At 71.9% G+C, this 20535-nt stretch carries 20 protein-coding genes; 13 read left to right on the forward strand and 7 right to left on the reverse strand.

The window, feature by feature from the left end; translation table 11 throughout:
• The first annotated feature begins 25 nt into the window (after positions 1–25).
• The 4 genes from WMR31_RS10600 to WMR31_RS10615 all read left to right on the forward strand — a co-directional run bounded on the left by WMR31_RS10600 (position 26) and on the right by WMR31_RS10615 (position 3560).
• The gene (locus WMR31_RS10600) at positions 26–916 is read left to right on the forward strand and encodes a GNAT family N-acetyltransferase (protein ID WP_340538781.1); all 891 of its coding nucleotides are present in this window, start codon (positions 26–28) and stop codon (positions 914–916) included.
• Positions 917–928: 12 nt separating this feature from the next.
• Positions 929–1630 (forward strand): LamB/YcsF family protein, encoded by a 702-nt coding sequence (locus tag WMR31_RS10605; protein ID WP_340538782.1) that lies wholly within the window; start codon positions 929–931, stop codon positions 1628–1630.
• A gap of 434 nt (positions 1631–2064) precedes the next feature.
• The gene (locus tag WMR31_RS10610; RefSeq protein WP_340538783.1) at positions 2065–2709 is read left to right on the forward strand and encodes a 5-oxoprolinase subunit B family protein; all 645 of its coding nucleotides are present in this window, start codon (positions 2065–2067) and stop codon (positions 2707–2709) included.
• Complete coding sequence (locus WMR31_RS10615) at positions 2706–3560, forward strand: 5-oxoprolinase subunit C family protein (protein ID WP_340538784.1); 855 nt, start codon at positions 2706–2708, stop codon at positions 3558–3560. The genes WMR31_RS10610 and WMR31_RS10615 overlap by 4 nt, the downstream gene beginning before the upstream one ends.
• On the opposite strand, the gene WMR31_RS10620 is transcribed toward WMR31_RS10615, so the two are convergent.
• Both WMR31_RS10620 and WMR31_RS10625 read right to left on the reverse strand, forming a co-directional pair.
• Entirely contained in the window at positions 3547–4551 is a 1005-nt protein-coding gene (locus tag WMR31_RS10620) for a GNAT family N-acetyltransferase (protein ID WP_340538785.1), read from the reverse strand. The two genes, WMR31_RS10615 and WMR31_RS10620, sit on opposite strands and share 14 nt — an antisense overlap.
• A gap of 9 nt (positions 4552–4560) precedes the next feature.
• Complete coding sequence (locus WMR31_RS10625; RefSeq protein ID WP_340538786.1) at positions 4561–5931, reverse strand: DNA polymerase IV; 1371 nt, start codon at positions 5929–5931, stop codon at positions 4561–4563.
• 251 nt (positions 5932–6182) lie between these two features.
• Between WMR31_RS10625 and WMR31_RS10630 the strand changes: the two genes are divergently transcribed.
• From WMR31_RS10630 to WMR31_RS10640, 3 genes are all read left to right on the forward strand, one after another.
• Positions 6183–7145 (forward strand): DUF4192 domain-containing protein, encoded by a 963-nt coding sequence (locus WMR31_RS10630; protein ID WP_340538787.1) that lies wholly within the window; start codon positions 6183–6185, stop codon positions 7143–7145.
• Between the two features lie 45 nt (positions 7146–7190).
• A complete protein-coding gene (locus WMR31_RS10635) occupies positions 7191–8678 on the forward strand; it encodes a glutamate-cysteine ligase family protein (RefSeq protein WP_340538788.1) in 1488 nt (495 codons plus the stop codon).
• A 71-nt stretch (positions 8679–8749) separates the two neighbouring features.
• A complete protein-coding gene (locus tag WMR31_RS10640; RefSeq protein ID WP_340538789.1) occupies positions 8750–9127 on the forward strand; it encodes a universal stress protein in 378 nt (125 codons plus the stop codon).
• Here WMR31_RS10640 and WMR31_RS10645 read toward each other — a convergent pair.
• The 3 genes from WMR31_RS10645 to WMR31_RS10655 all read right to left on the reverse strand — a co-directional run bounded on the left by WMR31_RS10645 (position 9117) and on the right by WMR31_RS10655 (position 11597).
• Positions 9117–10244 carry a ScyD/ScyE family protein gene (locus WMR31_RS10645; protein WP_340538790.1) on the reverse strand — a complete coding sequence of 376 codons (1128 nt, stop codon included), beginning with the start codon at positions 10242–10244 and terminating at the stop codon, positions 9117–9119. The two genes, WMR31_RS10640 and WMR31_RS10645, sit on opposite strands and share 11 nt — an antisense overlap.
• Before the next feature lie 191 nt (positions 10245–10435).
• Positions 10436–10675, reverse strand: a complete 240-nt coding sequence (locus WMR31_RS10650; protein WP_340538791.1) for a DUF6458 family protein — start codon at positions 10673–10675, stop codon at positions 10436–10438.
• Between the two features lie 106 nt (positions 10676–10781).
• Positions 10782–11597, reverse strand: a complete 816-nt coding sequence (locus tag WMR31_RS10655) for a GNAT family N-acetyltransferase (RefSeq protein WP_340538792.1) — start codon at positions 11595–11597, stop codon at positions 10782–10784.
• 64 nt (positions 11598–11661) lie between these two features.
• On the opposite strand from WMR31_RS10655, the gene WMR31_RS10660 reads away from it, so the two are divergent.
• The 4 genes from WMR31_RS10660 (at position 11662) to WMR31_RS10675 (ending at position 15245) form a co-directional block, all read left to right on the forward strand.
• Complete coding sequence (locus tag WMR31_RS10660) at positions 11662–12231, forward strand: HhH-GPD-type base excision DNA repair protein (protein ID WP_340538793.1); 570 nt, start codon at positions 11662–11664, stop codon at positions 12229–12231.
• Positions 12232–12387: 156 nt separating this feature from the next.
• Positions 12388–13884, forward strand: a complete 1497-nt coding sequence (locus WMR31_RS10665; protein ID WP_340538794.1) for an RNA polymerase sigma factor — start codon at positions 12388–12390, stop codon at positions 13882–13884.
• A gap of 136 nt (positions 13885–14020) precedes the next feature.
• The gene (locus WMR31_RS10670) at positions 14021–14587 is read left to right on the forward strand and encodes a hypothetical protein (protein WP_340538795.1); all 567 of its coding nucleotides are present in this window, start codon (positions 14021–14023) and stop codon (positions 14585–14587) included.
• Positions 14588–14681: 94 nt separating this feature from the next.
• Positions 14682–15245 (forward strand): hypothetical protein, encoded by a 564-nt coding sequence (locus WMR31_RS10675; RefSeq protein ID WP_340538796.1) that lies wholly within the window; start codon positions 14682–14684, stop codon positions 15243–15245.
• An 84-nt stretch (positions 15246–15329) separates the two neighbouring features.
• Here WMR31_RS10675 and WMR31_RS10680 read toward each other — a convergent pair whose 3' ends face one another.
• Positions 15330–15560 carry a DUF7455 domain-containing protein gene (locus tag WMR31_RS10680; RefSeq protein ID WP_340538797.1) on the reverse strand — a complete coding sequence of 77 codons (231 nt, stop codon included), beginning with the start codon at positions 15558–15560 and terminating at the stop codon, positions 15330–15332.
• A 332-nt stretch (positions 15561–15892) separates the two neighbouring features.
• Here WMR31_RS10680 and WMR31_RS10685 point away from each other — a divergent pair, with 332 nt between their 5' ends.
• Positions 15893–17998, forward strand: a complete 2106-nt coding sequence (locus WMR31_RS10685; protein WP_510182518.1) for a DNA gyrase/topoisomerase IV subunit B — start codon at positions 15893–15895, stop codon at positions 17996–17998.
• 176 nt (positions 17999–18174) lie between these two features.
• On the opposite strand, the gene WMR31_RS10690 is transcribed toward WMR31_RS10685, so the two are convergent.
• Entirely contained in the window at positions 18175–19683 is a 1509-nt protein-coding gene (locus WMR31_RS10690) for an MFS transporter (protein ID WP_340538798.1), read from the reverse strand.
• Positions 19684–19801: 118 nt separating this feature from the next.
• Between WMR31_RS10690 and WMR31_RS10695 the strand changes: the two genes are divergently transcribed.
• Positions 19802–20533 (forward strand): TetR/AcrR family transcriptional regulator C-terminal domain-containing protein, encoded by a 732-nt coding sequence (locus WMR31_RS10695; RefSeq protein ID WP_340538799.1) that lies wholly within the window; start codon positions 19802–19804, stop codon positions 20531–20533.
• The last annotated feature ends 2 nt before the right edge of the window (positions 20534–20535 follow it).

Raw genomic sequence — 20535 nt, forward strand, 5'->3', positions numbered from 1 at the left:
TCGTCCGGGGTGAGAGGGTCGACCTATGTCCGACCTGTCGCTCCACCTCGTTCCGGACGCCGACACGACCGCCCTGATCGAGCGGATGCGCTACCGGCGCTATCTCGGCGAGTACGCCGATCCCGACCTGGCGCACGCGGCCGCGACGGCCTACGTCGAGCGCGTCGGACCGCGGACGCGCGGCTACGAGATCCGGGACGGGGCCGGGAGCGGGGTGGCGTGGCTGTGGTGGAGCGAGGACGGGCCCGACCGCGCCGTCCTCGACCTGCGCCTCGACCACGCCGAGGACGCCGCGCGCGTCCGCGAGCTCGCCGTCGAGCTGGCCCGGTCCGAGGGCGCCGGGCGGTTGACGATCGGAGTGACAGCCGGTGACCTGGTGGCTGAGGCCTTCGTCGTCGGCGGCGGCTTCGAGGTGGCCGCCACCCAGATGCGGCTCGACCTCGATCACGCCCTGCCCGAGGAGGACGCCGTCGTCCTGGCTGGGATGGACCACGCCGCCTACGATGCCTGGGTCGTCGACCAGGTCGCGACCTATGCGGAGGAGCGCGCACAGTCCGGGGAGTCGCCCGAGCGCGCGCGGGAGGTGTCGGAGCAGCAGTTCGCCGACCTCCTGCCCGACGGGCTCGAGACCGAGCACCACCACTTCTTCGTCGGCAGGGTCGGCGAGGACGTCGTCGGCACCTTGTGGATCGGCACCGAGCGACCGATGGCCTTCGTCTACGACGTCGCCGTCGACCCCGCCCACCGGCGCAAGGGCTATGGCGCCGGCCTGATGCGGGCCGGGGCGCTGTGGTCGCGCGAGCGAGGCGCGCACGCCCTCGGGCTCAACGTGTTCGGCCACAACCACGGCGCCCGCGCGCTCTACGACCGGCTCGGCTACCTGGTGGTCGAGACCTATCTCGGCCGGCGGCTCTAGGCGGGGGTCAGGGTGCGCATCGACCTCAACGCCGACCTCGGGGAGGAGATCACCGACGACGCCGGGCTGCTCGCGGTCGTGACCAGCGCCAACGTCGCCTGTGGCTATCACGCCGGCAATGAGGAGGTGATGCGCGCGGTCTGCGACGGCGCGGCCGAGCGCGGGGTCGCGGTCGGCGCCCAGGTCTCCTACGCCGACCGGGAGAACTTCGGCCGGGTGGCGCTCGACGTGCCCGCCGACGTCCTGCGGGCTCAGGTGGCCGACCAGGTCGGCGTGCTCCGGACGATCGCCCGGGCGGCAGGCGTCGACGTCTCCTACGTCAAGCCGCACGGCGCGCTCTACCACCGCACGATGGACGACGCCGACCAGGCCGCGGCGGTCCTGGACGGGTCCGGCGACCTGCCGGTGCTCGGCATGCCAGGACTCCTGCTCGAGGCGGCCGCCGCGGCCGGGCGCCGCGTCGTCCTGGAGGGCTTCCCCGACCGCGGCTACGGCCCCGACGGCCGACTGCTGCCACGGGATCGGCCCGGCGCCGTCCTCGACGACAGCGCCGAGATCGCGGCGCGTGCGGTCGAGCTGGCGCGCGGCGTGGAGTCGGTGTGCGTGCACGGCGACGGACCGGGCGCGGTCGCGCACGCCGTCGCCTGCCGACGGGCGCTGGAGTCGGCCGGCTTCGAGCTCGCGGCGTTCACCCTCGATCCACCCTGTGGATGAGAGGTGGATGAATCGGTGACTCCTGTGGAGGAGCCGGGGCTCCCGCTGTGGAGAACACCCGCCTACCTGTGGGCAGTGCTGTGGGACCGAAGGAATGTCGGAAATTGTTCGACGAACCCCTTGCTCCCGGGGGTCTGAGACCCGTAGAACTCTCCCTACCGAAACCGAGGTCGCCCGCAAGGGAGGCCGAGGCGGAGGGGATCGGCAGGATCGAGAGACCTATCCCGCGAGGCGACTCGCGGCGTCTGCCCGGTGACGGGGTCGGCGTGGTCGACGAGACTGTCAGATCGTTCGGACGTCACCATGCCGGACAAACCGAGGGCCTCCTGATGCTCATACCATCAAGAGGCCCTCATCCTTTTTCCACCAAGGGACGGGCCGGCGATCGACGCGGCGATGAGCGGCCGACGACCGCGTCGTGAACACTGACCCGCATGGCCCGCAACGACGACGACGCGGACGCCCGTGCGGACGGCGTACGGCTCGTGCCGTTCGGGCCCGGCGCCCTGCTCGCGGAGGTCGGCTCGGCCGACGCCGCGCTCGGCCTGGCCCTGCACGCCCGCGCCGCGCGGGCTCCGGCGCGAGAGGTCGTGCCGGCCGCCACGACCGTGCTCTTCGACGGGCTCGACGACGCCCGGGCGCACGCCGTCGTCCACGAGATCGTCTCGGCCTGGTCGCCCCGGAGCGCGCTGCCGCCCGGCGAGACCGTCGAGATCCCCACGGCCTACGACGGCGCCGACCTCGACGGCCTGGCCGACCTGTGGGGCACCGACCGCCATGGCGTGATCGAACGGCACGGCGCTATCGAGTTCGTCTCGGCGTTCTGCGGATTCGCACCCGGCTTCGCCTACCTGTCCGGCCTTCCCGAAGGGCTGGCGGTGCCGCGGCTGGCCACCCCGCGGCCGCGGGTGCCGGCCGGCTCGGTCGCGCTCGCCGACACCTGGTGCGGGGTCTACCCCACGGCCTCGCCCGGAGGCTGGCGCCTGATCGGGCGCACCGACGTCGCTCTCTGGGACGCCGCGCGCGAGCGCCCGGCGCTGCTGGCGCCCGGCACGCGGGTCAGGTTCGTGCCGCGATGAGCGCCGCCGACACGTGGGAGATCCTCGAGGTCGGGGGACTGGTCACCGTCCAGGACGCCGGCCGTGCCGGGCTCGCCCACCTCGGCGTGCCGCACGCCGGCTGGCTCGACGCCCCGGCCGCGCGCCGGGCCCACCGCCTGCTCGGCAACCACGAGTCGGCGGCGCTGCTCGAGGTCACGCTCGGCGGCCTGCGGCTGCGTGCCGGCGCGGCCCGGTGGATCGCGGTCACCGGCGCCTCGTGCGAGGTCCGGGTGGACGGCGTCGCCCGCGGCCACGGCGTCGCCGTGTGGCTCCCCGCGGGGGCCGAGCTGCGGCTGGGTCCCGCCCTCGACGGCGTCCGGAGCTATCTCGCGGTGTCCGGGGGCCTCGACGTCGAGCCGGTGCTGGGCTCGCGGGCCACCGACACCCTGGCCTGGGTGGGTCCGCCGCGGGTGACGGCCGGCGCCGTGCTGCCGCTAGGACGCCCCGCCGGGGCACCGCGGGCGGTCGACGTCCACCGCCCGGTGCGACCCGGACCGCTGCGGGTCCATCCGGGTCCGCGCGCCGACTGGTTCGCCCCGGACGCGCTCGACCGGCTCTGCGCGACGACCTACCACGTCGCCCCCGACTCCGACCGGATCGGGCTGCGGGTCACCGGCGCCCCGCTGACCCGGGTCGTCGAGGGAGAGCTCGCCAGCGAGGGCATGGTCCTCGGCGCCGTGCAGGTGCCACCCGACGGACTGCCGGTGGTGCTGCTCGCCGACCACCCGACCACCGGCGGCTACCCCGTGGTCGCGGTGGTCGACGTCGTCGACCTGGCGCGCTGTGCGCAGCTGCGGCCGGGGGAGCCGGTGGAGTTCAGGCGCGCTTGATGAACTCCACCGACGCCTCGACCGGATCGAAGCCCATCAGCTCGTTGATGGAGACCATGTAGTCGTTGGTCTCGGCGTTCTGGGTGACGACGCGCGTCATCTCGGGGTGTGCGCTCTGGACCGCACGGAGGTTGGCGACCTTGACCGCCAGGCCGAGCCGGTGGCCGCGATGCTCGCGGTGCACGAAGGTGCCCCACTGCGACACGTCGGTGCGCGCGCCATCGGGAGGGACGGCGAGGGTCGACTGCGCCGCGACCGTGCCGTCGGGGGCGATCGCCACGGTCTCGTACATCCGTCGGCCGGCGGCGACCAGCGAGGAGAGGTTGTCGCGGAAGCGCTCGGGGGTGATCTTCTCCTCCTCCCACTCGGCCTCGCCGGTGGGCGCGTCGACCACGAGCTGGCCGAGGAGCACGCACAGCGACGGCACCAGCTCGTCGGGCACCTGGTTGAGGTAGGTCTTGATCCGGTAGCCGTCGTGGCGCTCGGCGGCCTGCTTCTCCCACGTCGCGAGGTCGGCCTCGGCCACCGGGAGCGGCAGGTGTCGCACGATCTCGACGTTCGAGAGGGTGTAGCCGGCGTCCTCGGCGAAGCGGCGACTGCGGTGGGTGGTGATCTCGTCGAAGGGCAGCTTGGCCTCCGACAGCAGGGAGGTGCGGCCGGCGTCGGTGGCCACGCCCTCGATGTGGTCGAGCATCTCTCGACCCAGGCCCCGGTGCTGCTCGTCGGGGTCCACGCACACACCGACCCACGCCATGTGGGTGTTGTCGGCCAGCGGCAGGTAGGCGACGGCGCCGGCGACCATCCGGCCGTCGTCATAGCCCGCGAGCAGCACCTTCCGCTCAGCGGGGTCGTCGTGACGCCACATCGCCGACATCTCCGGCCACGAGTAGTGCGGATAGTCCTCGCGGCCGACCATCGTCGCGCGTCGCTCGAGGTCGTAGGAGGCGCGCAGCTCCAGGTCGCTGCTGAGGTCGACGGGTGAGATGTCCACCCTGCGACGCTACGGGGCCGCGTCGCCCTCGGCCACCGGTTTGTCGCCGGCGGCGTCGGGGGGCGACGGGGGTAGCCAGGGCCGCAGTGCCGGATCCTCGACGGCGTAGGAGCGCACCGGACCGGGCGGCGTCAGGGCGGTCTCGAATCGCACGGTGACGACCCCGCGTCCCGAGCCCCATACCCATCCCCGGCCCATCTCGTCGTGGACGACGTCCTGGCCGGGGGAGTAGCCCTGCCGCCCGCGAGGCACGAGATCGGGCAGCTCCTCCTCGTCCTCGCTCGGCTGACCCGCCTCGCTCTCGCCGAAGAGATCGTCCTGGATCCAGTCGGCGAGGCCGGACACGCCGACCCCCAGCAACCGGACGCCGCCGGAGGTGTCGAGGTCCTGGAGCAGGGACCGGGCGAGCCGGGCCACGACGGTGGCGCTGTCGGTCGGCTCGGGGAGCGTGGCCGAGCGATTGAGGGTGGTGAAGTCGTAGAGCCTGACCTTGATGCCGACCGTGCGGCCCGCCAGCCCGTGCTTGCGCAGCCGAGCCGCCACCTCGCGGGCCTGCCGGGTGAGCAGGCCCTCCATCAGGGTGCGGTCGGTGAGGTCGGTCTCGTAGGTGCCTTCCACGCTCACCGACTTCGCCTCGCGCTCGGCGACCACCGGCCGGTCGTCGTCGGCGCGGGCGAGGGCGTACAGCCCGCTGCCGTGCGCGCGACCCACGAGCTGGACCAGCTCGTCGAGCCCGATCGCCTCCAGCTCGGCGATCGTGGTGATCCCGGCACGGCGCAGGCGCTCGGCGGTGGCCGGCCCCACGCCCGGAATCACCGTGACGCTCATCGGGCGCAACAGCTCGCGCTCGGTCCCGGGCGCGACGACGACCAGTCCGTCGGGCTTGTCGAGGTCGCTGGCGACCTTGGCGATGAACTTCGAGGAGCCCAGGCCCACCGACGCCGTCAGGCCGCCTGTCACCTCCGCCACCTCGGCGCGCAGCCGCTGCGCGAACGCCGTCACCGTGTCGAGCTCGAGGTCGGGGAGCTCGGCGGGATCGGCGGCGGCGAGGTCGACGAAGGCCTCGTCGAGGGACAGCGGCTCGATCAGCGGGGAGACCGCGCGCAACAGCCCCATTACCTGCTCGCTCGCCTCACGGTAGGCGTGGAACCGGCCGCCGAGAAAGGCGGCGTGCCCGCAGCGGGCCCGGGCCTCGCGGGTCGACATCGCCGACCGGACGCCGAACCTGCGTGCCTCGTACGACGCCGTCGACACCACGCCCCGCCCACCGACCCCGCCCACGACGACCGGCTTGCCACGCAGCGAGGGCTTGTCCCGCTGCTCGACGGAGGCGAAGAACGCATCGAGGTCGAGATGGAGGACCGACGCCGTGCTCCGCACCCACCGAACCTATCGCCGGCCCTCCCCGATCCTGCGCTGACCCGTCAGCCATAGCGGACGGGTCACCGTCGGATTCACGCCGACCCGTCCGCTATAGCTGACGGGTCAGCGGAGAGTGGACGGTCGCTGCGCCGGCGCCAGCGTGGCCACGGAGACGGGAGCGGTCGCGAAAGGCACGTCGTCCGCGCGGTCATCCACAGGCGGGGGAGGGAGAGGTGTAGGAATCGGCCCGGGTGGGAGGGGTGCGCGGCATGACGCTCCCACGCCCCGATGCGGCACCCACCACGCTCACCGCACGCACCCCCGAGGACCTGCTGGCGGCCGCGGCCGTCGTTCTGGGCTTCTGGCCGACCGAATCGGTGGTGATGCTCACCCTCGAGGCCCGACATCGGTTCCACGCGCGCATCGACCTGCCGCCGGACCCGAACGATCTCGATGAGCTGAGTGAGCTGGCCGGCGCGCTGGTCGAGCCGGCCGTCCGGCACGAGGCTCGACGGGTCGTGCTCCTGGTCTACACCGACGACGACCACCTCGGGGCAGTGGCCTGGAGAGTCCTGCGCCGGGCCTTCGAGGGCCACCACGTCGAGGTGGTCGAGGCGATCCGGATCAGCTGCGACACCTGGACCCCGCTCCTCGGACCCGGGCGGCGCGGAGCGCGGGCTGAACGTGGGGTGCCGTTCAGCCCCACCGCACTCACCCACCACCGGTTCCTCGCCGACGCCGTGCTCGCCGGGCGGGTCACCCATGCCTCGCGCGCCGACCTCGCGGCGAGCCTGGGGCCCGACGCCGCCGCGGTGAGCGCGATCCTCGCGGTCGGCCAGCCTCGCCCGGTCGGCACGGCGCGCTGGGCGGCCGCGGTGACCGCGAGCCACCTGGCCGCCGACACCCGGCTGGACGACGCCGACACGGCCCGGCTGCTGGAGACGATGCGCGCCACCGCGGCCCGAGACGCGGTGTGGAGGGCGCTCGAAAAAGCACCGGCCGCGTCCGGAGTCCGGCTCCTCACCGACCTGGTCCGGCGCAGTCCCGATCGATGGCTCCCCGCCCCGGCGGCGCTCCTGGGATGGGCGGCCTGGCAGGCCGGCGACGGCGCACTCGCCTGGTGCGCGATCGACCGCTGCCGTGAGGTCGCGCCCGAGTACCCGCTGGCCGCCCTGGTCGCGGCGGCGCTGGAGTCGGCGCTGCCGCCGTCGAGCTGGCAGCACGGGGCGTGAGTGGACGCGCGCCTCCCGCGGGCGGTTTCCCTCTATTGTCGGGCCATGGGCGAAGAGGTCGACCTCCAGGAGTTCACCGCGGCGGACCGCACGCGGCATCGCGAGAAGGTGCGCCAGTGCCTCGACGTGTTCGCGCGGATGCTCCGGGAGGCGGCCTTCGACACCGACGACCCGATGACGGGCCTGGAGATGGAGCTCAACCTCATCGACGAGGTCGGCGACCCGGCGCTGCGCAATGCCGAGGCGCTCGAGGCGATCGCCGACCCCGACTTCCAGACCGAGCTCGGGCAGTTCAACATCGAGATCAACGTCCCGCCGGCCAAGCTGCGCGAAGGCGGCCTGGAGACCTTCGAGGACAACCTGCGCCGCAGCCTCAACGACGCCGAGGCCAAGTCGGCCGACGTCGGCGCCCACCTGGTGATGATCGGGATCCTGCCGACCCTCGACGGCGGTCACATGGGCATGCACAGCATCAGCGCGAACCCGCGCTACAAGCTGCTGAGCGAGCAGATCCTCCGGGCCCGCGGCGAGGACCTGGTCATCGAGGTCGACGGCCTGGAGCCGGCGAAGGAGTCCCTCCGCACGACGTCGGACTCGATCGTGCCGGAGGCGGCGTGCACCAGCACCCAGCTGCACGTGCAGACCTCGCCCGATCAGTTCGCCGGCTACTGGAACGCCTCCCAGGCCATCTCGGCCATCCAGCTCGCAGCGGGAGCCAACTCGCCCTTCCTGCTGGGCAAGCAGCTGTGGCGCGAGACCCGGATCCCGTTGTTCGAGCAGGCCACCGACACCCGGGCCGAGGAGCTCAAGGCCCAGGGCGTGCGCCCGCGCGTGTGGTTCGGGGAGCGGTGGATCACCTCGGTCTTCGACCTGTTCGAGGAGAACGTCCGCTGGTTCAACGCCCTGCTCCCGATCACCGACGACGAGGACCCACTGGCCGTCCTGGAGTCCGGCGGCACACCGCAGCTCTCCGAGCTGCGCCTCCACAACGGCACCATCTACCGGTGGAACCGGCCGGTCTACGACATCAACGACGGCGTACCCCACTTGCGCGTGGAGAACCGGGTCCTCGCGGCGGGACCCACCGTCGTCGACACGATGGCCAACGCCGCCCTCTACTTCGGCCTGGTCCGCTCGCTGGTCGAGAGCGAGCGGCCGCTGTGGTCGCAGATGTCGTTCAGCGCCGCGGAGGAGAACTTCCACGTCGCGGCGCGGCACGGGATCGACGCCCAGGTGTACTGGCCCGGCGTCGGTCAGGTGCCGGCGACCGAGCTGATCCTGCGCCGGCTGCTGCCCCTGGCCCACGAGGGACTGGCCGCGTGGGGGGTCGAGACCGCCACCGCCGACCGGCTGCTCGGCATCATCGAGCAGCGTTGCCTGTTGCGCACCAACGGTGCGGAATGGTTCGTCGATGCGGTCCGCAGGCGCGAGGCCGCGGTGCCGAGGATCGACCGCTTCGACGCGTTGCGATCCACGCTGCTGGAGTACGTCGAGCGGATGCACACCAACGAGCCCGTGCACACCTGGAGCTGATCACTCGACGACGGCGAGTGCCGCCGCGCCGAGGGTGCCGACGCGACGGCGTCCGGTATAGCCTGCCGGACATGTCGATCGTGGTTGTGGGATACGTGCCGAAACCGGAGGGCGAGGCTGCTCTCAACACAGCGATCGAGGAGGCCCGCCTGCGCGGGGCCGAACTGATCGTCGTGAACTCGTATCGAGCGGAGGGCAATCGCGACGAGCCCGACCTGTCGTCGGTGCGGACCAAGCTCGAGGACTCCGGGATCGCGCACGAGGTGCGTCAGCTCGTCCGCGGCTTCGAGGCCTCCGAGGACCTGGTCAGCGTGGCGGAGGCCAGCAAGGCCGACCTGATCGTGATCGGCCTCCGTCGCCGCACGCCGGTGGGCAAGCTCATCCTCGGGTCCAACGCGCAGCGCGTCCTGCTCGACGCGCACTGCCCGGTGCTGGCCGTCAAGGCCTGAGGCGCGCGCGAGACAGCGCTCCCGGTCCGAACACCGGGCCGGTCAGATAAAGGTCGTTGCCCGCGACGTCGACGCCGCCAGGCAGGGTCAGGCTCCCTGTGAACAGCTCGCGCGAGCCCCGGCACGGACGCACGCGAAGCAGCGAGCCGACGTCGGCACCCGGCACACCGAGCTCCATCGCCAGCCACGACTTGGCCGAGAGGCTGACCGCATAGATCGACCCGCGTCCGTCCGCCGCAAGGTCGACGATCGAGGTCAGGCCGTCCGCGACCCGCTGGCAGGCGCCGTGCTGCGGATCCGCCGGATCGCAGACCGCGTCGGTGCTGCCGACCGGGACCCGCCAGATCTGCGAGGTGCCGGGCGTGGCCGGGAACCCGCGCAGCTCGCCGATGTAGAGGTCGCCGCGCCGGTCGACTGCGATCGAGGTGGCCACTGCCTCGGAGACGATCGGGGTCCCCGCCGGGGGCGTCCCCGGTGGCAGGCCCTCCGGCACCAGCACGGTGCGCGGACGGAGCCGGGCGACGGTCTCGATCGTGCCGTCCCCGTGCACCCGCAGGACGTCGTTGCCGGCGGCGTCGCTGACCAGGACATCGCCGTTGCGCAGCGCGAGCACGCCGAACGGGTTGGAGTCGGCCGGCTGGCCCTCCTGGTCGTCGGGATCGGGGTCGGTGGCCTGGTAGGCCGCGATGTCCGCGACGACCGACGGCTCGGCGTCCCCCGGGCGCCAGCGGTACAAGGTGGCGGCGCCGGGGATCGGGGGACCGCCCGGTTCGGCGCCGGCGCCGGTCAAGACGTAGACGCTGCCGTGCGGTCCGCCCGAGATCGCCGGCGCGATGCCCGTCGCCGGCACACTCGAGAGCGCGATCTTCCGCGCATCGTCGTGGCGCCGATCGATGACCAGGCTGAACGAGCCGTCGTTCTCGGCTACCAGCGTGCGGCCGCCGCCGAGGGCGTCGACGCCGCGCGGGCCGTCGAGTGCGAGCACCTGCGTCGGAGCCGGCGACGGGACGCCGCGCGGGCGATCGGGCAGGCGATGGTGGGCCGCGGTGGCCGGAACGGCCGGCGCGATCAGAGCGAGGGCGGCCAGTGCCGCGAAGGTGATGCGGTGGTGGGTCATGCCCGGGTTCCTTTGGCGAGGAGACGTCCCCATGTCCGAGGCTCATCCACCCACAACGACCGTGGCCGATCATCCCCAGCCGGCGGTAATTCGACCGGCATCCACTGCCCGACAGCACTGCCCGACAGCACAGGGCCCGCCGCCGGTGATCCGGCGGCGGGCCCTGTGGTGAGGTTCCTGGTGGGTGAGCCTCAGCTGCTCGAGCGGTTGTCGCGAACGGTCTGCGAGCCGTCGGGGTGCGTGACGGTCTCCACGTTGCGCGTGCGGCGTCCGCTGTTCCAGGTGACGGCGGTCAGGACGATCAGGACCACGCCGACGCCGGCCATGATCCAGCCGACCATCGTGAGGTCGACGTCGTTGATGGTGTCGGTGACCGCCAGTGCCAGCACGAGGCCGACGACCACCAGCAGTGCTCCGAATCCGTAACCCATGTGCATCAACTCTCTCTGTCCGGCTCCAAGGATCGCGCCCGAGCGCGTTACAGCAGTGTTTGATCGTATCGGCGATGCACTCTGCCGTCAGGCAACGACGTCTGACTCACCCCGACGGATGAACGCGGTTCCAGCGATACGGCGTGGTGGTGGAGACCTTCGCGAAGCCGTAGCGCGCCAGGATCGGCCGCGAGTCCTCGGTCGAGTCGCTGTGGATGAGGGTCTTGCCCAGGCGGAGTGCGGATCGGGCCCGGGCGGCCGTCAATGCGCGGTAGATTCCCTGGCCGCGCCACGCCGTGAGCGTGCAGCCACCCCAGATGCCGGCGAAGTCGGTGTCCGGCACCGGCTCGAGGCGACCAGCGCTGACCATCCGGCCGGCGGCCTCGGCGACCCACAGCTCCATGCCGTCGTCGCGAGCGAGCCGGCGCAGCACAGCCTCTGCGATGGCGCTCGCCTCCGCGGGGGTGTCGCCGAATGCCTCCCCGCTCATCGCGCACATGGCGCGGACGTCGTCCGCGGTGTCGATCCGGCGCAGGCTGACGCCGCTTGGTAGCGGCAGGTCGACCGCGAGCGCGGCGGCCTCACCGATCATGATCGACTCGGACTCCTCGGGCTCGAAGCCGTGCGCGAGAAGGCTCTCGTGCAGCCCTGGCGCGACGTCGTGCCCCCGGGTCTTCCACTCCACCCGGGTGATGGCGGGGTCGGCCTCGTAGTGCGCCCGCGCTTGCCCGACGAGTCGGTCGATCGCGCCGGCGTCGCCGCCGCCGAGGTCGCGGTAGGTGACGAACCCGCGGCCACCCTCGAAGGTCGCCAGGCGGAGCGGGCCCAGCCTGGTCACCGAGGCGGCCCCGGGCGTCTCGGCGTCCGTGCGCAGTTGGTCGTCGTAGGCCCGCAGGAGGCGCTCGTCGCCGGTGGTGGTCACACCCGCCATGATCCAGGATGATGGCCGAGGGCCGGCCGCCGCGCCTGGCTACTAGGGTCGGTCCATGGCCTTCCAGATCACCCAGCTGCCCGAGGCGGACGCCGTCCTCGACGAGTCCCCGTTCGCGCTGCTCGCCGGGATGATGCTCGACCAGCAGTACCCGATGGAGCACGCGTTCCGTGGGCCGGCGAAGGTGGCCGAGCGCTTCGGGAGCATCGACCCGCGGGCGATCGCCGAGGCTGACCCGGAGGAGTTCGCCGCCCTGTGTGCGACCCCACCGGCCATTCATCGCTTCCCTGGCTCGATGGCCGCTCGCCTGCAGGACCTGGCCGCTGCGATCGTGGAGACCTACGACGGCGACACCGCGCGCCTGTGGACCGAGGCCGCCGACGGCAAGGACCTGCTCAAGCGGATCCAGGCGCTGCCCGGCTTCGGCGCCCAGAAGGCGAAGATCTTCGTGGCCCTGCTGGCCAAGCAGCTCGACGTGCGGCCCGACGGCTGGGAGAAGGCGGCCGGCGACTACGCCCTCGAGGGTCACCGCTCGGTCGCCGACGTCGTCGACGCGGAGAGTCTGCAGCAGGTGCGCGACTACAAGAAGCAGAAGAAGGCGGCAGCCAAGGCCGCCACCACCTGAGCCTGCCCGTCGACGGTGGGGGTGTGCGAGGGCTCACCCGATGCGTGGCAGAATGACCCAAGCGGCTCTTGACGACAGCGGTCCTTGTCGCGCCCACAGCCCGACCTGCCGCTGTCCGACCGGAGTCATCCAGCAATCCGCGCCTGTCCACGAGAGGTGTTCGTGTCCTCGAACGCACGCAAGATCCCTTCGGAGGTGCTTGAGCACCCCGCCGTCCTCGCCCTCATCGAGAGCGCCACCCCGACCGGGAGCTTCAGCCCCGACGCCGTGCGCCTGGCCAGCGACGAGGCCGGCGTCGAGCCGCGTCACCTCAAGGCCCTCCTCGCGCACCTGAGCTCGCTCGGCCTCGGCGTCGCGCTGCCGGTCGCGGCCGAGGGCGTCGCCGCGGCGCCCAGCACCACCCGCAAGGTGGCCACCGCGACCGCGAAGAAGGCCACCGCCAAGAAGGCCGCGCCCAAGAACGCCGCGGCCTCGGACGGGGCCTCCGACGGGGCGGACGGTGCGGCCAAGCCCGCCGCGAAGAAGGCGGCGGCGAAGAAGACCGCCAAGAAGGCCGCCGCGCCCGCCGAGCCGGCTGCCGTGGGCCCCGACGGCAAGAAGGTGCTGCCCGACGTCCCCGACGAGCAGTTCGAGAAGGACGTCAAGGCCGACCCGACGATCGAGGAGGACGAGAAGTCCGCCACGTTCGTGGTGTCGGCGGCCGACGACACCGACGAGCCCGAGCAGCAGGTCATGGTGGCCGGCGCCACCGCCGACCCGGTCAAGGACTACCTCAAGCAGATCGGCAAGGTCCCGCTCCTCAACGCCGAGATGGAGGTCGAGCTCGCCAAGCGGATCGAGGCCGGGCTGTTCTCGGAGGAGAAGCTCGCCAAGGGCGGCAAGATCACCCCCAAGGTGACCGAGGAGCTGGAGTGGATCTCTGAGGACGGCCGCCGCGCCAAGAACCACCTGCTCGAGGCCAACCTGCGTCTGGTCGTCTCCCTGGCCAAGCGCTACACCGGCCGCGGCATGCTCTTCCTCGACCTGATCCAGGAGGGCAACCTCGGCCTGATCCGCGCGGTCGAGAAGTTCGACTACACCAAGGGCTACAAGTTCTCCACCTACGCCACCTGGTGGATCCGGCAGGCCATCACCCGCGCGATGGCCGACCAGGCCCGCACCATCCGAATCCCGGTGCACATGGTCGAGGTCATCAACAAGCTCGCCCGCGTCCAGCGCCAGATGCTGCAGGACCTCGGACGCGAGCCCACCCCCGAGGAGCTCGCCAAGGAGCTCGACATGACGCCGGAGAAGGTCGTCGAGGTCCAGAAGTACGGCCGCGAGCCGATCTCCCTGCACACCCCCCTCGGTGAGGACGGCGACAGCGAGTTCGGCGACCTGATCGAGGACTCCGAGGCGATCGTCCCGGCCGACGCGGTCTCGTTCACGCTGCTCCAGGAGCAGTTGCACGCCGTGCTGGACACGCTCTCCGAGCGCGAGGCCGGCGTGGTCAGCATGCGCTTCGGGCTCACCGACGGCCAGCCCAAGACCCTCGACGAGATCGGCAAGGTCTACGGCGTCACCCGTGAGCGGATCCGCCAGATCGAGTCCAAGACCATGTCGAAGCTGCGGCACCCCAGCCGCTCGCAGGTGCTGCGCGACTACCTGGACTGAGCCACCTAAGATCGATGCGGACCGGGCCCACAGGGCCCGGTCCGCATTCTTTTTTGGAGTGCGGGCACAACCTTCCCGGTTGCGGGTGCGTCGTAGTGGGGTCCGAACGATGAACCCGAACTGAAGGAGCGATTCGATGAACACCCGCCTCCGCCTCGCCGCAGCCGGCCCGCTCGCCGCCGCAGTCGCTGCCGGCACGCTGGCCTTCGCCGCCCCGGCGAACGCCGAGAGCGCCCATGTCACCGACCCGGTCGACGCCTCGGCGTCCCTGAACGACATCCGCGCCGTCGACGTCTCGAATGGCGCCGCCAAGGTGCGGGTGAAGGTCAAGTTCACCGACCTGCGCCGCCACTCCGACGCCGGTCCGGCCGGTCTGCAGATCTTCTTCGACACCTTCGGCGGCGACAGTGGGACCGGGCCGGAGTACGAGCTCGCCACGGGTCTCGAGGAGGGCACCGACTACGCCCTGGCCGAGCGTGCCGGCTGGCGTGGTCCCACCGGCGACCCGCTGAGCTGCAACGTGCGCCTCAAGCTCGACTACCGCAACGACGAGCTGCGCGCCGCCATCCCGCGTCGCTGCCTGGACCGCCCCGAGTACCTGCGCGTCGGAGTGAAGATGACCGACGAGTACGACGGCTCCCACCCGGTCATCGACTGGATGAAGGGTCCGCGCAAGTGGACCCGCTGGCTCGAGAGCGCCTGAGCCTGCTCGGCGTCCCCCGGCGCCACCGGCCACCCGGCCGGTGGCGCCGACCACCCCCACGCGCGAAATGTCCCCAAGAGCTGAGGAGAGAGCCATGAAGTACCGAGTCCGCATGATCGCCGCGAGCGCCGTTACCGCCCTGCTCGGCGCCGGGCTGGGAGCCGCGGCCCCGGCCCATGCCGAACAGGTCCGGGTCCACGACGGCGCCGACGCGACTGCCTCACCGACCGACATCCGAAGCGTCGCGGTCGACCACGGCGCCCGGCGGGTGCGGGTCAAGGTCCGCCTCACCGACCTCCCGGCCCACCCGGAGGGTGCGACGCCGCGGTTGTCGATCTACTTCGACACCGAGGCGGGCAAGGGCTCCAAGGGGCCGGAGTTCGACCTCACCGCCGGTCTGGCCGAGGGGAGCGACTTCGAGCTGGTGGGTCGTCGCGGTTGGAAGGGTCCGGTCGGCTATCCGTTCGGATGCGCCCACCGGGTCAACCTGGACTTCGAGCGCAAGGTGGTCCGAGCCTCGGTGGCCAACTGGTGCCTCGGCTCGCCGGACCAGCTGCGCGTGGCCGTCAAGATGGTCGACACCTACGACGCCTCGCACCCGGTCACCGACTGGATGTCGGGACCGCGCCAGTTCACCCCGTGGCTGGCTGCCGGCTGACCTGCAGCCCGTCGAGAACGCACATCGGCCCCGGACCGAGTGGTCCGGGGCCGATGTGCGTGCTGATTGATGCTTGTCTCGGGCTCAGCGCTCCTCGGAGGGGGCGCTGGCGGGGGTCGAGGCGAGCCGGTGCGTCTCGTCCTGCACCGACGCGGCCACCTCCTTCAGCTTGTCGCCGTGCTCGCGGGCGTGGTGCGCGCAGAAGAGCAGTTCACCGCCGCTCTGGAGCTCGACACGGAGGTAGGCCTGGGCACCGCAGCGGTCGCAGCGGTCCTCAGCAGTCAGGGCAGCCCCGGGGGCGGTTGCTGTCGTCATTTCCTGGCCTCATCTCTACTCAGTCGGTCGCCAACTCCAACGTAACCAGCGGACCCAAGATTCCCGAAGCCACGTGGTGCGTGCCACTTGAATCCCATCACAGCCCCCTTTCCCCTCGCAGGCCGGTCCCATGCCCCGGACCCGAGCCGAATGCTGCGCGGCGGTGCCTGTCGGTCTCCAGTGTGACCTCGGGGCGCCGCTCAGGTGCCGGAACCGGGAAATCCAGGACGTGATCTGGGTGCCATCGTGTCCCTGCGCACACAGGCGTGCCTGCACCGGCCTCCGGCGTGTCGCGGGTAGATTCGGTGGGTGCCCGCCCCGTCGCGCTCGGCGTGGGCCGCCGGAATCACCTGCCCGTTCCCAGGAGCCCCACGATCGCCGACAACACCTACAACGCCGCCCACCTGCTCGTCCTCGAGGGCCTGGAGGCGGTCCGCAAGCGCCCCGGCATGTACATCGGCTCCACCGACACCCGCGGCCTGATGCACTGCCTGTGGGAGATCATCGACAACGGCGTCGACGAGGCGCTGGCCGACCAGGCCCGCCGGGTCGAGGTCACGCTGCACGCCGACGGCTCGGCCGAGGTGCACGACGACGGCCGCGGCATCCCGGTCGACAAGGAGCCCAAGACCGGGCTCCCCGGCGTCGAGGTGGTCGCCACCAAGCTGCACGCCGGTGGCAAGTTCGGTGGCGGCTCCTATGTCGCCACCGGCGGCCTGCACGGCGTCGGCCTCTCGGTGGTCAACGCGCTGTCGGCGCGGATGGACATCGACGTCGAGCGCTCGCCCTCGGTGCAGGGCATCAGCTTCCGGCACGGCATCGCGGGCACCTTCGACGGCCCGGGGCCCGAGGCCGGGTTCACCCCCGGCAGCGGGATGAGCCGCAAGGGCAAGCGCGTGGCCAAGGGCACCTCCGGCACCCGGATCCGCTTCTGGCCCGACCGGCGCATCTTCACCAAGGACGCCACCTTCGAGCTTGACGGCCTCCTGGGGCGCGCGCGCCAGACCTCGTTCATCGTGCCCGGCCTCGAGCTGGTCATCCGCGACCTGCGCGGCGAGGAGCCCGTCGAGGAGAGCTTCCGCCACGACGGCGGCATCGCGGAGTTCACCGAGTTCCTCAGCAAGGGCGAGCCGGTCACCGAGGTGCTGCGCATCCAGGGCTCCGGCTCGTTCACCGAGACCGTCCCGCTGCTCGACGACGCCGGCCACATGACCCCCCAGGACGTCGAGCGCGACCTCGGCGTCGACATCGCGGTGCGCTGGGGCACCGGCTACGACACCGAGCTGCGCTCGTTCGTCAACGTGATCGCCACGCCCAAGGGCGGCACGCACGTAGCCGGCTTCGAGGCGGCGCTGGTCAAGCCGTTCAACGACGCCATGCGAGCCAGCAAGGTGCTCAAGGTCAGCGACGCCGACGTCGAGAAGTCCGACATCCTCGAGGGACTGACCGGCGTCGTCACGGTGCGCCAGGCAGAGCCCCAGTTCGAGGGCCAGACCAAGGAGATCCTCGGCACGCCCGCCGTGCGCTCGGAGGTCCGCAAGATCGTGGCGCGCGAGCTCACCGCGTTCCTCACCTCCACCAAGGCGGCCGACAAGCGTCAGGCGCGGCCGCTGATGGACAAGGTCTACGGCGCCGCCAAGACCCGCATCGCCGCGCGCCAGCACAAGGAGACCCAGCGCCGCAAGAACGCGCTGGAGTCCTCCTCGCTGCCGGCCAAGCTGGCCGACTGCCGCTCCTCCGACGCCGAGCGCACCGAGCTGTTCATCGTCGAGGGCGACTCGGCGCTCGGCACCGCCAAGCTCGCCCGCAACTCCGAGTTCCAGGCGCTGCTGCCGATCCGCGGCAAGATCCTCAACGTCCAGAAGGCCTCGGTCGGCGACATGCTCAAGAACGCCGAGTGCGCCGCGATCATCCAGGTGGTCGGCGCCGGGTCGGGCCGGACCTTCGACCTCGACGCGGCCCGCTACGGCCGGATCATCTTCATGGCCGACGCCGACTCCGACGGCGCCCACATCCGTTGCCTGCTGGCCACGCTGTTCTTCAAGTACATGCCCGAGCTGATCACCACCGGACGCGTCTACACCGCCGTGCCGCCGCTGCACCGCATCGAGATCTCCAACCCGCGTAAGGGCCAGGACAAGTACGTCTACACCTACTCCGACGACGAGCTGCAGCGGAAGCTGGCGGAGCTGAAGAAGAAGAACATCCGCTGGAAGGACCCGGTGCAGCGCTACAAGGGCCTCGGCGAGATGGACGCCGACCAGCTGGCCGAGACCACCATGGACCCGCGGCACCGCACCCTGCGCAAGCTCACCGTCGACGACGCCGACCTGGCCGCCAACGTCTTCGAGCTCCTGATGGGCTCCGAGGTCGCCCCGCGCAAGGAGTTCATCGTGCAGGGCGCCTACGAGGTCGACGTGGAGATGCTCGACGCCTGACTCGTGCGCTGGCCGGCTCGCTCAGCCTCGAGGAGACTCCCGCCGCCGGAGGTTGAGCAAGCGAGCGCCAGCGAGCGCAGACGAAACCCCGGCAACCGGCGCTGCCAACGTCCCCGAGGACGGTCACGAGGTTTCGTCGGCGCGGGTCGGGCTCGTTCCTCGCCCGTCCCGCTTGCTCAACCTCCGGCGACCTCGGGTTGCTGGTGCTCGTCGCTGGTGCGCGAGTCGGTCAGGGTGTGGGTCCCGACGATGGTGATCGCGGCGACCAGGGCGGCGAGGACGGCGAAGCCGATCCGCTGGCTGTGCAGGAACTGCTCGGTGACCGACTGGCTCCAGCGGCCGGCGGGGAGGGCGGTCCCCATCACCGCTGCGGTCACGGTGCCGATGACGGCCACTCCGACGGCGTTGCCGAGCTCCTGGGCGGTGTCGTTGAGGGCCGAGCCGAGCGAGGTGTGGTCGTCGGGGAGGGCCTCGATGAGCGCCACCGCGCAGGTGGTCATGACCAGGCGCATCCCGAGGGCGAGGACGAACAGGCCGGTCGCGAAGCCGAGGTAGGTCGACATGGAGGCGATCAGGAGCAGCAGCGAGGAGATCAGCAGGCCGCAGCCGATGACGGCGGTGTGCCGATGGCCGAGGCGATCCACGACGGCGTCGGTGAGCGGGCCGGCGACGAACATGCCGGCCACGAGCGGCAGGGTGCCGAGACCCGAGGCCATCGGGCTCCAGCCCCACGCGTACTGGAACAACTGGGTGCTGGCGAAGCCGACGCCGACCATCGCGACCATCACGGCGGTCTGCAGGATCGCCGACCCGCGCACCGTGGGGCGGGCGAACATGCGCAGGTCGAGCATCGGGAAGCGGGCGCGTCGCTCGCGGGCGACAAAGGCCAGCCCGGCGGCGACGCTCAGGACGGCGGCCAGCAGCGTCTGCCAGGCCAGCCAGCCGTCGTCGACGGCCAGGGTGAAGGCGAACATGCCGCCGGCGATGGCCGCGACCGAGAGCGCGGCACCCGGGAGGTCGGCCCGGCCGGGACGCAGGTCGGCGGGGGAGTCGGCCTCGATGCCGCGCCACACGCCCCAGAACGCCAGGGCGGCCGCCGGGGCGCTGGCGACCATGAGCCACTGCCAGGCCATGTGCTCGACGGCCAGGCCGCCCAGCGCGGGGCCGATCGCGACGCCGATCATCGCGACGCTCACGATCAGCCCGATGGCGCGACGTCGCAGCGCGGCGTCCTCGAAGAGCCGGAAGACCAGCGACATGGTGCCGGGCGCCATCAGGGCCGCGAAGACGCCGCACAGGGCCCGGATGGCGATGACCTGCCACTCGGTCTGGGCGAAGACGACCAGCAGTGAGCTGAGCCCGAAGCCGGCCAGGCCCCACAGCAGCACCCAGCGGCGGCCGAGGGTGTCTCCCAGGGTGCCGCCGATCATCAGCAGGCCACCGAAGGTGAGGGAGTAGGCGCCGACGATCCACTGCAGGCCGGTAGGGCCGACGGCGAGGTCGCGGCCGATGGTCGGCAGGGCGACGGTGAGGATCGAGTTGTCGACCATCTCGACCAGCATCGCCAGGCACAGGGCGAGCAGGGCGGGTGCCGCGGCACGCAGGGTCGCGGGCTTCGGTGGTTGCGTGCGGTCCGGTGGGACCTGGGGGTCGGTACGCGGGGTGGTGTTCGGAGTGGCGGTCATGGCGGTCTCCTGGCTAAGGCGAGGCTCGAACGACGTTCGATCGAACATGGTTCGAGAATAGAACGATGTTCGAGAATGTCAATCGCGCGGCGCGCCGAACCGGTAGCCTGGGTGCGCCATGACGCCACCTCGCCATCGCTCGCCCAGCTCCAAACCGGCCCGCGCGACGCTCTCGCTGGAGCAGATCCTCGCCACGGCCGTGACGATCCTCGACCGAGACGGCATCCGCGGGCTCACCCTGCGCGGCCTGGCTCAGGAGCTGGGCGGGGGACTCGGCAGCATCTACTGGTACGTCGCGGGCAAGGACGAGCTCCTGGAGCTGGCCTGCGACTCCCTCGTCGGAGCGGCACTCGCCCGGGCCGAATCCGACCCCACCGCGGCGCAGGGCGGCGGCACGGACGTCGAGCGCGCGGCGGCCGACGTCCGCCGGATCGCCCTGGCGCTGTTCGACCAGACCCAGCAGCACCCCTGGCTCGCGCTGCAGCTGCAGGTGCAGGGAGCCGGTTCGCCGAACTCGCTGCGCTACTGGGAGCGGATCGGCCGCGCCCTGGCCGCGATGGGGCTCACCGCGCGCCAGCAGTTCGACGGCAGCACCGCGGTCAGCGGCTACGTCGCGGGCGTGGCGGCCCAGATGGCCGCCCAGGACCTCCAGGCCGACCGCGAGCGCTCCAAGCCCGAGCAGCTCGGGGAGATCGTCGAGGGCTGGCTGGCCAACGACCCCGTCGAGTTCGCCTGGATCCACTCGATGGCCGAGGAGTTCCGCACCCACGACGACGCCGACCAGTTCACCGCCGGCCTCGACCTCCTGCTCTCGGGCCTGGTCCGCCAGGCCACGGGTGAGTCGGGCTGACT

Source organism: Nocardioides epinepheli (genome assembly GCF_037936805.1).
In the GTDB taxonomy this organism is placed as follows: domain Bacteria; phylum Actinomycetota; class Actinomycetes; order Propionibacteriales; family Nocardioidaceae; genus Nocardioides.